Origin of the sequence: Limnobacter sp. MED105 (genome assembly GCF_000170915.1) — a bacterium.
Classification (GTDB): domain Bacteria; phylum Pseudomonadota; class Gammaproteobacteria; order Burkholderiales; family Burkholderiaceae_B; genus Limnobacter.
The window spans coordinates 111,508-122,945 of record NZ_ABCT01000003.1 but is presented as its reverse complement, the minus strand read 5'-3'; the positions used below and the strand labels follow the sequence as shown (position 1 = coordinate 122,945).

14 protein-coding genes and 1 other RNA gene are annotated in these 11,438 nt (G+C 51.7%); 3 read left to right on the top strand and 12 right to left on the bottom strand.

What is annotated here, in order from left to right; all coding sequences use genetic code 11:
- Positions 1-13: 13 nt before the first annotated feature.
- From LMED105_RS04590 to LMED105_RS04575, 4 genes are read right to left on the bottom strand one after another with little or no spacing between them, the layout of a single operon-like run.
- Entirely contained in the window at positions 14-778 is a 765-nt protein-coding gene (locus LMED105_RS04590) for an ABC transporter ATP-binding protein (RefSeq protein ID WP_008248646.1), read from the bottom strand.
- Positions 771-1,544 carry an ABC transporter ATP-binding protein gene (locus LMED105_RS04585; protein ID WP_008248645.1) on the bottom strand — a complete coding sequence of 258 codons (774 nt, stop codon included), beginning with the start codon at positions 1,542-1,544 and terminating at the stop codon, positions 771-773. The genes LMED105_RS04590 and LMED105_RS04585 overlap by 8 nt, the downstream gene beginning before the upstream one ends.
- Positions 1,541-2,614 carry an ABC transporter ATP-binding protein gene (locus LMED105_RS04580; RefSeq protein ID WP_008248644.1) on the bottom strand — a complete coding sequence of 358 codons (1,074 nt, stop codon included), beginning with the start codon at positions 2,612-2,614 and terminating at the stop codon, positions 1,541-1,543. The genes LMED105_RS04585 and LMED105_RS04580 overlap by 4 nt, the downstream gene beginning before the upstream one ends.
- The gene (locus LMED105_RS04575) at positions 2,611-3,498 is read right to left on the bottom strand and encodes a branched-chain amino acid ABC transporter permease (RefSeq protein WP_369745844.1); all 888 of its coding nucleotides are present in this window, start codon (positions 3,496-3,498) and stop codon (positions 2,611-2,613) included. The genes LMED105_RS04580 and LMED105_RS04575 overlap by 4 nt, the downstream gene beginning before the upstream one ends.
- Positions 3,499-3,744: 246 nt before the next feature.
- Here LMED105_RS04575 and LMED105_RS04570 point away from each other — a divergent pair, with 246 nt between their 5' ends.
- The gene (locus tag LMED105_RS04570) at positions 3,745-4,899 is read left to right on the top strand and encodes a branched-chain amino acid ABC transporter substrate-binding protein (protein ID WP_050771156.1); all 1,155 of its coding nucleotides are present in this window, start codon (positions 3,745-3,747) and stop codon (positions 4,897-4,899) included.
- Positions 4,900-4,963: 64 nt separating this feature from the next.
- Here the strand turns inward: LMED105_RS04570 and LMED105_RS04565 are convergent, their stop codons facing one another.
- Positions 4,964-5,272, bottom strand: coding sequence for a c-type cytochrome (locus LMED105_RS04565; protein ID WP_008248641.1), 309 nt, complete (start codon positions 5,270-5,272; stop codon positions 4,964-4,966).
- Between the two features lie 92 nt (positions 5,273-5,364).
- Between LMED105_RS04565 and LMED105_RS17135 the strand changes: the two genes are divergently transcribed.
- Positions 5,365-5,616 carry a TIGR04438 family Trp-rich protein gene (locus tag LMED105_RS17135; protein WP_008248639.1) on the top strand — a complete coding sequence of 84 codons (252 nt, stop codon included), beginning with the start codon at positions 5,365-5,367 and terminating at the stop codon, positions 5,614-5,616.
- Between the two features lie 13 nt (positions 5,617-5,629).
- On the opposite strand, the gene ilvD is transcribed toward LMED105_RS17135, so the two are convergent.
- A complete protein-coding gene (gene ilvD, locus LMED105_RS04555; RefSeq protein ID WP_008248630.1) occupies positions 5,630-7,318 on the bottom strand; it encodes a dihydroxy-acid dehydratase in 1,689 nt (562 codons plus the stop codon).
- Positions 7,319-7,461: 143 nt separating this feature from the next.
- Here ilvD and lgt point away from each other — a divergent pair, with 143 nt between their 5' ends.
- Complete coding sequence (gene lgt, locus LMED105_RS04550; RefSeq protein ID WP_008248626.1) at positions 7,462-8,310, top strand: prolipoprotein diacylglyceryl transferase; 849 nt, start codon at positions 7,462-7,464, stop codon at positions 8,308-8,310.
- A gap of 7 nt (positions 8,311-8,317) precedes the next feature.
- Here lgt and LMED105_RS04545 read toward each other — a convergent pair whose 3' ends face one another.
- The 6 genes from LMED105_RS04545 to LMED105_RS04525 all read right to left on the bottom strand — a co-directional run bounded on the left by LMED105_RS04545 (position 8,318) and on the right by LMED105_RS04525 (position 11,385).
- On the bottom strand, positions 8,318-9,187 hold the full coding sequence (locus LMED105_RS04545) for a sulfite exporter TauE/SafE family protein (RefSeq protein ID WP_008248624.1): 870 nt from the start codon (positions 9,185-9,187) through the stop codon (positions 8,318-8,320).
- Between the two features lie 20 nt (positions 9,188-9,207).
- Positions 9,208-9,388: non-coding RNA, 6S RNA (gene ssrS / locus LMED105_RS16620), on the bottom strand.
- Positions 9,389-9,399: 11 nt separating this feature from the next.
- Entirely contained in the window at positions 9,400-9,735 is a 336-nt protein-coding gene (locus LMED105_RS04540; protein WP_008248622.1) for a cell division protein ZapA, read from the bottom strand.
- A complete protein-coding gene (locus LMED105_RS04535) occupies positions 9,736-9,963 on the bottom strand; it encodes a hypothetical protein (RefSeq protein ID WP_008248620.1) in 228 nt (75 codons plus the stop codon).
- Positions 9,964-10,068: 105 nt separating this feature from the next.
- The gene (gene dapB / locus LMED105_RS04530) at positions 10,069-10,887 is read right to left on the bottom strand and encodes a 4-hydroxy-tetrahydrodipicolinate reductase (RefSeq protein WP_008248619.1); all 819 of its coding nucleotides are present in this window, start codon (positions 10,885-10,887) and stop codon (positions 10,069-10,071) included.
- A 6-nt stretch (positions 10,888-10,893) separates the two neighbouring features.
- Complete coding sequence (locus LMED105_RS04525) at positions 10,894-11,385, bottom strand: outer membrane protein assembly factor BamE (protein ID WP_050771155.1); 492 nt, start codon at positions 11,383-11,385, stop codon at positions 10,894-10,896.
- Between the last annotated feature and the right edge of the window lie 53 nt (positions 11,386-11,438).

Genomic DNA, 11,438 nt, shown 5'->3' with positions numbered 1-11,438 from the left:
GACAAAGCAGCTTTTATTGCGGCACTTGCCCCAGATAGGTCTCACGGATTCTGGGGTCACTAATCAGTTCACTGGCCAGGCCTTCGTAATCTATCAAACCGGAGTCCATTACATAGGCGCGATTCGCCAGTTGCAGGGCAATGTGTGCATTTTGCTCCACCAGCAATATGGTCATGCCTTGCTGGTGTACCTGTTGAATGACTTCAAAAATTTTCTCAATCATCAATGGGGCCAAGCCCATGCTGGGTTCGTCCAGCAGCAGCAAATCAGGTTTGCCCATTAGGGCCCGTGCCATTGCCAACATCTGCTGTTCTCCACCACTCAAGGTTCCAGCAGATTGCTTTAGTCGTTCTTTGATGCGTGGAAACAATGTCAGCAGATGGTCGAGATCAGCATTGAGCTCTGCTTGTGGGCACCCAGTTTGCAAGCGCGCGTTTGCGCCCAACTCAAGATTTTCCAACACGGTCATGCGTGCAAAAATTCCGCGTCCTTCTGGTACCAAGGCCAAACCGTTTTTTAGTCTTTCATGTGCAGGCAGCGTAATCAGGTCAATTGAACTTTTGAGGGTTGCTGCATGGGCCTGGAAGGGCAATAAGCCCGCAATGGCTTTCATGGTCGATGTCTTGCCCGCGCCGTTGCAGCCAATCAGGCAGACCAGTTCACCCTGTTGCACCTGAAAATTTAAGCCCTTGACCGCTTGAATGCCACCGTAGGCCACGGTGAGACCCTGAATATCCAATATGGTGTTCGGCAGAGTGTTTCGGACAGCATTACGCATGGTGAAGCCCCCCAAGATAAGCTTCAATCACGGCAGGGGACTGCTGTACCTGTGCAGGGGTGCCTTGTGCAATTATTTTGCCGTAGTCCAACACAGTAACCTCGTCACAAATACCCATGACCAGTTTGACATCGTGTTCAATCAGCAGTATTGATTTTCCATCTTGTCGAATTTGAAGCAGCAACTCGCGCAGCTTTAATTTCTCTGTTGCGTTCATGCCGGCAGCCGGTTCGTCCAGCGCCAGTAATGCAGGCTCACTGGCCAAGGCGCGTGCAATTTCAAGTCGACGTTGATCGCCGTATGAAAGCTGCCCGGCCAGGTGATTGCTGTAGGCGCCAATGCCCACGTAATGCAACCAATGCAGGGCACGCTGCCGAACCTGTTCTTCCTCCCTGCGTTGTGCAGGGGTACGAAGTACCGCACCGAACACACCCTGACTGGTTTTGCTGTGCATACCCACAGCCACATTTTCAAGCGCTGTCATGCTTTTGAACAAACGAATATTTTGGAAGGTGCGGGCCAAACCCATTTGGGCAACATGGTGGGGCGAAGCAGGGTTGTAGGTTTTGCCCTTGAATGCAAAGAGCCCAACATCGGGTGTGTACAAACCCGTAATCAGGTTAAAGCAGGTGGTTTTACCCGCGCCATTCGGACCAATTAGCCCAATGACTTGCCCGGCTTGAATGCTCAGGCTGACATCATCCACGGCAGCAATACCGCCGAAGTTTTTTTTCAGGTTAGTGGCGCTAAACAATGGCGTGTTCATTTGCGATGTGGCCAAAGCCCATTTGGGCGATACAGCATCACCAACACCATGGTGAGCCCATAGATCAAGGAGCGAAGTATTTCGGCATCCACCAGCACAGTACCAAACAAAAACTCTTGAACGGGTGTAACCACTTGCCGCAGCATTTCCGGAAAACCTGCCAGCAAAAGTGCGCCCAATATAACGCCAGGAATGTGACCCATCCCGCCCAACACCACCATGCAAAGCACAATGATTGATTCCATTAGACCAAAGGATTCCGGGCTGATAAAGCCCTGAAACGCAGAAAACATGGCCCCAGCAACGCCACCGAAAGAGGCTCCCAGTGCGAAGGCCAGCAATTTCATGTTGCGGGTGTTAATTCCCATCGATTTTGCCGCAATTTCGTCGTCGCGGATCGCTGTCCACGCTCGTCCAATTCGGCTGTTTTGTAGTCGCATGCAAATAACAATAATGATGAGAGTGAGGGCGAGAAACAGGTAGTAGTAAAGGTGAAGCGCAGGAACCTCGATGCCGAATAAATCAACTGTGCGTGAAAAACGAACCCCCGCAATTTCCACGGGCTCAATCATGTTGATGCCTTGAGGGCCGTTGGTGATGTTGACTGGGGCATTCAGATTGTTCAAAAACAGTCGAATGATTTCACCGAAACCCAGGGTAACAATAGCCAGGTAGTCGCCTCGCAGCCGAAGGGTGGGCGCACCCAGAAGTACGCCAAACAGCGCAGCAATCAGTGCACCCAGTGGAATCATTAACCAAATGGAAAGATGAAGACCATCGGGAAAGAGGGCGGCAATGGTTTCGAAGTTGTCGGTTAAATGGGGTGAGGCGAGTAAACCGTAAACATAGGCCCCCACGGCATAAAATGCGATATACCCCAGATCGAGCAAGCCTGCGAAGCCCACCACAATGTTGAGCCCCAACGCCAACATCACATACAGCAATGCGATGTTCAAAATTCGAACCCAGCTGTTACCGATCAAGCCCGCGACCCAGGGCAGTGCAGCCAGTGCGACTGCGACCAGCAGGAATCCGATGATCTGTTGATGGCGATTGGCAAGTTTATTCATGCGCGATCCGACACCCTTTCACCCAGCAGGCCTGATGGTCGAAGGGTTAGCACCAAAATCAACACCGCGAACGCGAAGATATCTTGGTAGTGCGAGCCCAAAAAACCACCCGTCAACTGCCCCAGGTAACCGGCCCCGAGGCTCTCGACAATACCCAAAAGCAGGCCACCCAACATGGCACCGTAAATATTGCCGATACCGCCGAGTACCGCAGCAGTAAATGCTTTTAATCCCGGCAAAAACCCCATGTAGAAATGAGCCACTGAATAATTGGCAGCCACCATGACACCGGCCACTCCAGCCAAAGCCGCACCAATTACAAACGTGGCGGCAATCACTGAATTTGCATTGATTCCCATGAGGCCAGCCAGTTGAGGGTTTTCGGATGTAGCGCGCATCGCTTTGCCCAAGCGGGTTTTATTCACTGTGTAAGTGAGCCCAAACATAAGTGCTGCGGACACCACAACGATCAGAAGTTGAACCGGGGTGATGGAGACGATTCTTTCGTAATCGCTTTCAAGACTGGGAGCAAAGGTGTGCAAAACAATGGGGTCTGTGGGCAGAGTGGCTGGAAAAATAAGGTAATTCCGCCCCCAAATAATCATGGCGAGGGTTTGCAAAATAATTGAAACGCCAATGGCGGAGATCAAAGGTGCCAGGCGGGGGGCATTGCGCAAGGGGCGATAGGCAAAGCGTTCAATGGAGAAGCTAACCAACATGCACACAGGCACAGCGCACAGCACACCCACCAGAAAAAGCATCCAGCCAGGTGTTTCCGGAAACAGTCCCAGAAACAAGGTGATTGCGCTGAAAGCCACCATGGCTCCAATCATGACAACCTCGCCGTGCGCGAAATTGATCAACCCCAAAACGCCGTACACCATGGTGTATCCAAGTGCCACCAAAGCATAAATGCTGCCAAGCACCAGGCCGTTGATCAGTTGTTGCGCAAATATATCCATATACGCCAAAGCAATTGAGAGAAGGGTGACCAGAAAAAGAATAGAGCAATTTGTGTTTGGCTTCGGTGCCATTCTTCAGAAAGAAGTCAGTTAATTGACAGGTCAACCCATTACCGGTTTAGATGCTACATTGGCGGAATCAATCCTAAAAACAAGTTGGAGGTGGTCATGAACCTTTCTCGTTCCTGGCATTTAAAACATTCATTGTTGTGTACATCTGTGTTGATGGCTTTGGTAAGCGGTGCAGTTCAAGCCAAAGAGGTGTTGGTCAAGATAGGGCACATTGCCCCGCTCTCTGGGCCGCAGGCGCATTACGGCAAAGACAATGAATCGGGTGCCAGGCTGGCGATTGAGGATTTGAACAAAATGAAAATTCAGCTGGATGGGGGCACTGCCAAGTTTCAGTTGATTGCAGAAGACGATGCTGCCGATCCAAAAACTGGTGCAATCGTTGCCCAAAAATTGTGTGACTTGAAGGTCAATGGCATTGTGGGGCATCTGAATAGTGGCACCACAATTCCCGCATCGCGCATTTATTACGATTGCGGCATTCCTCAAATCACACCGTCCGCTACTACACCCAAAGTGACCAAGCAGGGATTTGAGTCCGTCTTCAGGGTGATTGCGCATGATGGCGTGCTAGGTGTTGCCTTGGCCAAATATGCTGTCGATGAAATGAAGGCGAAAAGGGTTGTGGTCATTGATGACCGCACGGGTTATGGACAACCGTTGGCGGATATTTTTACCAAGCAGTTGGAGGCCAAGGGTGTCAAGGTGCTGGAGCGCCACTACACCAACGACAAAGCGACCGACTTCGCAGCAATTTTGACCTCTGTAAAGCGCGTGAACCCTGACCTGGTTTTTTACGGCGGCATGGATGCACAAGCTGGCCCTATGTTGCGTCAAATGAAGCAGTTGGGCATCAAGGCAAAGTTAATTGGCGGTGATGGCATTTGCACCGCTGAGTTGATGCGTTTGGGTGGTGACAATGTGGGTTCGAATGTACTTTGTGCTGAGGGCGGTATGGCTTTGAGCAAAATGCCAGGTGGACCAGCATTCGAAAAGCGATACAAAGCCCAGTTCAAGACTGACATTCAGGTTTATGCCCCTTTCGTTTACGACGCTGTCATGACCATGGGCATGGCCATGAAAAATGCAAAGTCAGCCGATCCCAAGAAGTATCTTCCGAAGTTGAAAGACATACGATATGACGGTGTGATCGGAACTATCGCATTTGACGAAGTGGGCGATGTGCTGAATGCAGCAGTGACCTTGAACTCTTACGGCCCTCAAGGAAAATTTCCAGTGAAGGTTGTGAATTAAGCGACTTCAAATAAAAAAAGCCAAGGCGCAACACCTTGGCTTTTTTAAGTTGCTTGCCCACTGATTACAGAGCAAGAACCCAAGCTGCCAATTTCTTGGCTTCTTCTTCGGTCACGTTTTGAGCAGGCATGGGAACTGGACCCCAAACGCCCTTGGTGCCGTTCTTGATTTTGCCGGCCAGCATTGCTTCTGCACCTGCTTGGCCTTTGTACTTGGCTGCCACGTCTTTAAAGGCTGGGCCAACTACTTTTTTCTGAACCTGGTGGCAGGCCAAGCAGGCTTTGCTCTTGGCCAATGCTTCGTCGGCGCTGGCTGACAACGGTAGAGCAACCATGGTGGCTGCAATCGCCAAGACACCCATTTGCTTGATCATACTGAACTCCTCACTTTGTTACAGTTAGCACATTAATAACGTCTCGGGCGTCATTTTGGCAGACAACACAGTTGTTTGTCATGTGAAACAGCATGATTTTTATCCTTCTGGGCATCCTTTTGCTCACAATGAAACTTGGCGGTGTGCATCCTGTGATCAATTGGGAGTGGTTTTCCATCGCTTTGCCGTTTCTCATGGCCATTTGCTGGTTTGAACTTTTCGAGCCTTGGCTTGGCCTGGATGTTCGCCGACAGCAGTTTAGAAGGCGCCAGCTAGAGGCGAGGATTCGACATCTTCAAAATAAAAAACCCCGACGACAACGCCGGGGTTTTCCGTTTAAATAAATCGCTGGGTGGTTTAGAGGTCGAGATCGCCATCGGTGACTGCACCCTTGCTGGCGCTACTGGCCAAGGCTGCGAATTTGGCCAGCACACCAGTGGTGTAGCGTGGCTTGGGTTTTACCCAACTTTCACGACGCTTCGCCAGTTCTTCCTCGCTCACGTTGATCTGTAACAATTTCTGATGTGCGTCCATCGTGATGGAGTCACCTTCCTTGATCAGCGCGATCGGGCCGCCAACGTAGGCCTCTGGCGCAACGTGGCCGACCACCATACCCCAGGTGCCACCGGAAAAGCGGCCGTCGGTGATCAGGCCGACTGTTTCTCCCAAGCCCTTGCCAATAATTGCCGAGGTTGGGGCCAACATTTCCGGCATGCCTGGACCGCCTTTGGGGCCCAAGTAGCGAAGAATAATCACGTCGCCGTCTTTGATCTTGTCGCCCAAAATTGCGTCCATCGCGCTTTGCTCGTCGTCAAAAACCTTGGCTGGTCCGGTAATTACAGGGTTTTTGAGGCCTGTGATCTTGGCCACAGCACCTTCGGGTGCCAGGTTGCCTTTCAGAATCGCCAAGTGGCCTTGCTTGTACAGGGCTTTTTCGATCGGCATGATCACGTTTTGATCCGCGCGGGGCACTGAAGGAATATCGGCCAGGGTTTCTGCAATGGTTTTGCCAGTGATGGTGATGCAATCGCCATGCAACAGGCCCGCATCCAACAAAATTTTCATGACTTGTGGAATACCACCGGCATCGTGCAGGTCAGTGGCAACGTATTGGCCAGAAGGCTTCAGGTTGCAAATGACTGGTGTGCGCAAGCGCACGCGTTCAAAGTCTTCGTAGCTCCAGGCCACATCTGCTGCTTTTGCAATGGCCAGGAAGTGCAGTACCGCGTTGGTGGAACCACCGGTGGCCATCAGCACGGCCACAGCATTTTCAATCGACTTCTTGGTGATGATGTCGCGGGGCTTCAAGTCGTTGCGAACCGCTTCGATCAAGACGCGAGCGGACTCTTCAGTTGAAGTGACTTTCTCTGCGTCAATGTTCGACATGGTGCTGGAGTAGGGCAGGCTCATGCCCAAAGCTTCGAATGCCGAGCTCATGGTGTTGGCGGTGTACATGCCACCACAGGAACCGGAACTCGGGCAGGCGTTCTTCTCTATACCCTTGAAGTCTTCCTCGCTCATGCGGCCAGCCGTGAATTCGCCCACGGCTTCGAAGGCAGACACAATGGTCAGGTCTTTGCCTTTGTAACGCCCCGGCTTGATAGTGCCGCCATAAACGTAAATGCCTGGCACGTTCATGCGGGCCATGCCGATCATGCCGCCGGGCATGTTCTTGTCGCAGCCGCCGATCACCAACACGCCGTCCATCCACTGGCCCTGTACCGCAGTTTCGATGCAGTCCGCGATGACCTCGCGGCTGACCAGTGAATACTTCATGCCTTCGGTGCCCATGCTCATGCCATCGGAGATGGTGGGGGTGCCGAAAATTTGTGGATTGCCACCAGCCTCTTTCACTGCTTTCACAGCCGCATCTGCCAAAGGCTGCAAGCCGCTGTTGCAAGGCGTGATCGTGGAATGGCCATTGGCAATGCCAATCATGGGGTTATTGAAGTCTTCGTCTTTGTAACCCATGGCGAAATACATCGCGCGGTTGGGCGAACGGGCCACGCCCTGGGTAATGTTCTTGGAACGTCGATTGATGCTCATTGCAAAAGCTCGCTGGTGGATTTTGATTCAAAACGAGAATTTACCATTTTATGGTGCACCGCTGGGCGCTTGAAGGCACTCATTCATCAAAGGGTAGTCCCTAGGGCAGTACAATTGAGCAGTTTTAATTACCCGGGCGCTCCATGTTTGTTCATCCTGAATTTGATCCGATTGCCATCTCGATCGGTCCTGTGGCCATTCGCTGGTATGGCTTGATGTATTTGCTCGCCTTTGTGGCTTTCATCATGCTGGCCAAACGTCGTTTGCATTTGTTCCCGGCCATCAAAATGTCTGATGTGGACAATATGCTGACCTGGGCCGTCTTGGGGGTCATTCTGGGGGGGCGCTTGGGCTATGTGTTTTTCTACAAACCCGACTATTACATGGCCAACCCGGGCGAGATTCTCGCAATTTGGGAAGGCGGTATGTCTTTTCATGGCGGCTTTTTGGGCGTGTTGCTGGTGTGTTTTGTGTACGGCAGCTACAAAGGCTGGAAGTTTTTTGATGTGATGGATTTTGTCGCGCCAGCAGTGCCCATTGGTTTGGCCTTGGGGCGCTTGGGCAACTTTATCAACGGCGAGTTGTGGGGGCGCCCAACCGATGGTTGGTGGGGTGTTGTGTTTCCACAGGCCGGTGACGCCATTGCGCGCCACCCATCGCAGTTGTATCAAATGAGCCTGGAAGGCATCGCCTTGTTCATCGGTCTTTGGTGGTTTGCAAGCAAACCCCGTCCGCGTGCAGCAGTGTCTGCCTGGTTTTTGATTGGCTACGGCGCAGCTCGTTTTGTAGTGGAGTATGCGCGGGAACCGGACCGGTTTTTGGGCACGCTTTCTCTGGGATTGTCGATGGGGCAATGGTTGTGCGTGCCCATGATTCTGGGTGGATTTGCCTTGTTGGCTTGGTCAAAAAACAAGCCTACTGGACTTGAAACCATGACAGCGCTGGAAGCCGCCCAAGCCAAAGCTGGCAAGGGCAGCAAGCGTAGCAAGTAACGCGAACTCAGAAACCCGTAACCGCCTTGTAAATCATCGACAGTGCAATAAAAGAAAGTAAAAGAGCGAAAATGCGTTTGATCTTTTTGACGGGCAGGGTGTGCGCCAGCCTTGCTCCGTATGGGGCAAACAGCACACTCATCGCCGCGACGCACCCCACGGCGGGTAAATACACATAGCCCAATGATCCGGTTGGCATGCCTTGCAAATGTTGGCCGTTGATCACATAAGCGACACTTGAAAACACTGCAATCGGAAAGCCCAGTGCCGCTGAGGTGGCGACCGCATTGCGCAGATTGATATTGCTCCACACCATAAAGGGCACCGACAAGAATCCGCCACCGGCGCCTACAATTGCAGAGGCCGCACCAATCAAGCTGCCCACGGCTGCCAGCCCTGTTTTTCCGGGCAAAGTGCGGGTGGGTTTGGGTTTTTTGTCGGCATACATTTGGTAGGCGGAAAAAATGACGAACGCACCAAATACCAGAGCCAGTTCTTTGGTCGGTAAATACGAGACCACTTTTGACCCGGCAAACCCGCCGATGAGAATACCGGGGGTCAGGAATTTCACGATGTCCCACCGCACTGCGCCTGCCTTGTGGTGTGCACGCATGCTCGAAATGCTGGTGAACATGATAATGGCCAGGGAGGTTGCAATCGAGGAGTGAACCACATGCTCTACCGGCACGCCTTGGCTTACCATCAGGAAGGTGAGAAAGGGCACCAGCAGCATGCCACCACCAATACCCAACAAGCCAGCCAATACGCCGCTGACTACGCCCAAAACAAGCAGAGAAACAATGAAAACCGGATCGAACATGGTGATTGAATTATTGGGTTTAAGTTGATTTGAATAAAAAAAGAGGCGATTGAACATGGGTTCAATCGCCCCGGTATGGGGTCTCTGCCGATGCCATACTGGCCCGATCCCTGAACCTAAGGTTCAAGTGGGTCGCAGTGTTAGGGTCTTTAGGTTTCCCTGACTAAGAGGGAATCACACCGACCCTGAAAAATCCGCAACCGGGATCACAGATATTGGTTCACGGAATACTGACCAATACAGACACGGCAGAGATAAAACAAAATTCTTTACTCGAACAAGTCGGCGTTTTTGGGTTTACTTGCGCCCGGGTTATTTAGGCTGCCATCTACCATTTGCTCGATAGCCTCGATTTTACGCTCAATCGTCTCAATGTCCAGTCCTAAAACAGGGTTGGAAGGGTTACTACCAACGAGCGATTCATGGGCAATCTGCAAGGCTGCCATGACAGCAATTTTATCGAGTCCAACAACCTTGCCCGTGTTGCGAATGCTGGACATTTTTGTTTCTACTATGTTTACGGCCTGCTGCAAGGCGGCACGTTCCTCGGGCTTGCAGGCGATACGGAACTCCCGCCCCATAATTTTCACGTCAAGTGCTTCCAATTATTCCTCCGAGTTCAATTCAAGTTCTGGGAACCATTGATTCAGCATTTGGTTGATTTGACCTTGTGCATGATTCACTTTCTTGTGAAGTAATTCATTCTCCCGGCGCAGGGCTTCAACTTGTTCCTTGGCCGACTTGGCGTCAAACCGGCTTTGCTCAAGGGCCTTGGCCAGGCTGGACACTTTGACTTGAAGTTCGTCGAGTTTCGCAAGCAGTGATTGCGTCATTGGCTGGCTCCATCTTCGGGTAATAATTCCCGAGGGTTGCTGTTGTTGGTATTTTAACTAGACTATACAGTTGCTTACGGCAATCTACTACAGTTTCGCTTTAGGTTAAAACAAAGTTTTCAAGCCCAACACGTCTTGCATGTCAAACAAACCTTTTTCATGACCAATCAAAAACTGGGCTGCGCGAATTGAGCCTTGTGCATAAGTCATACGGCTTGATGACTTGTGTGTAATTTCAATTCGTTCACCAATACCGGCAAAAAGTACGGTGTGGTCGCCGACAATGTCGCCTCCGCGGATGGTCGAAAAACCAATGGTGCCAGCCTTGCGCTCGCCGGTAATTCCTTCTCGGGCAAACACGCCTACCTCTTGAAGATCAACCCCCAAGCCTTTGGCAATCACCTCACCCATGCGCAGCGCAGTGCCGGATGGTGCATCCACTTTCTTGCTGTGGTGGGCTTCGATGACTTCAATGTCATAACCTTGGGACAAAATTTTTGCGGCCACTTCCAGCAACTTGAACGTGGCATTCACGCCGACCGCCATATTGGGAGACCACACCATGGCTACTTTCTCGGCTGCTTTTTTCAGTGCTTCCAGTTGCTTGGGTTCAAACCCGGTGGTGCCGATCACAGCCTTTACGCCGTGCTTCTCGCACAGGGCCAAGTGATGCAAAGTACCTTCCGGACGGGTGAAGTCGATTAATACATCGGCATTGCTCAATGCAGCGTCTGTGTTGTCAGTCACCAGCACACCCGATGAGATACCCATGAAGTCGCCGGCATCACGACCAATGCTGGGTGAGTCAGCCTGATCAAAAGCGCCAGCAAGTTCGCAGTCGGGGTGGTTCAAAATGGCTTCGATCAATGTTTTTCCCATGCGCCCACTGGCGCCGGCTATTGCAATTTGAAGTGGCTTGGTCATGGCTTTTTATTTAAGTACGGGTGCGCGTTCTGTGCCGCCTACGGCAGATTCGGCGTCCTTGATGTCTTCGGCTGGTTTTTCCGAGGGCAATGGCTCAGTCGGCACTTTGGTTGTGCTGTCCGGGCCCAACAAATCGGTAGGACTTGCCGGAAGGTTTTCACCGCCATGGCGGGCCACGCGTTCGTTCTCAAAAATCACGGTGTAGCGCGATTGTGTAGTTTGACCGTCGGCTCGTAATAAGCGGTAAACGTAATCCCAGCGGTTGGCGTGAAAGGCGTCGTTCAGCAAGGGAGTGCCCAGGATAAAGCGCACCTGTTCTTTGGACATGCCCACCTGCAGCCTGGCAACATCTTGCTGGGTGATGAAGTTACCCTGTTGAATATCAAACTTGTAGGGTTTGACGAAAGAAGGTACGTAGTTGTCCGGGATAATGGAACACGCGGACAGCCCTAGAGCCAAGGCCGAGCAAAGAATCAAATTCAGTCGTAAAATACGCATTGTTTTGTGAATTCGCATGTGAAGTGGGAACAGAGTACCTTATTCGGTGCGCT

Coding starts and splice junctions, on each gene's coding strand:
- LMED105_RS04590 (WP_008248646.1), bottom strand. CDS start 778: ATGCGTAATGCTGTCCGAAACACTCTGCCGAACACCATATTGGATATT.
- LMED105_RS04585 (WP_008248645.1), bottom strand. CDS start 1,544: ATGAACACGCCATTGTTTAGCGCCACTAACCTGAAAAAAAACTTCGGC.
- LMED105_RS04580 (WP_008248644.1), bottom strand. CDS start 2,614: ATGAATAAACTTGCCAATCGCCATCAACAGATCATCGGATTCCTGCTG.
- LMED105_RS04575 (WP_369745844.1), bottom strand. CDS start 3,498: ATGGTGTACGGCGTTTTGGGGTTGATCAATTTCGCGCACGGCGAGGTT.
- LMED105_RS04570 (WP_050771156.1), top strand. CDS start 3,745: ATGAACCTTTCTCGTTCCTGGCATTTAAAACATTCATTGTTGTGTACA.
- LMED105_RS04565 (WP_008248641.1), bottom strand. CDS start 5,272: ATGATCAAGCAAATGGGTGTCTTGGCGATTGCAGCCACCATGGTTGCT.
- LMED105_RS17135 (WP_008248639.1), top strand. CDS start 5,365: ATGATTTTTATCCTTCTGGGCATCCTTTTGCTCACAATGAAACTTGGC.
- ilvD (WP_008248630.1), bottom strand. CDS start 7,318: ATGAGCATCAATCGACGTTCCAAGAACATTACCCAGGGCGTGGCCCGT.
- lgt (WP_008248626.1), top strand. CDS start 7,462: ATGTTTGTTCATCCTGAATTTGATCCGATTGCCATCTCGATCGGTCCT.
- LMED105_RS04545 (WP_008248624.1), bottom strand. CDS start 9,187: ATGTTCAATCGCCTCTTTTTTTATTCAAATCAACTTAAACCCAATAAT.
- LMED105_RS04535 (WP_008248620.1), bottom strand. CDS start 9,963: ATGACGCAATCACTGCTTGCGAAACTCGACGAACTTCAAGTCAAAGTG.
- dapB (WP_008248619.1), bottom strand. CDS start 10,887: ATGACCAAGCCACTTCAAATTGCAATAGCCGGCGCCAGTGGGCGCATG.
- LMED105_RS04525 (WP_050771155.1), bottom strand. CDS start 11,385: ATGCGTATTTTACGACTGAATTTGATTCTTTGCTCGGCCTTGGCTCTA.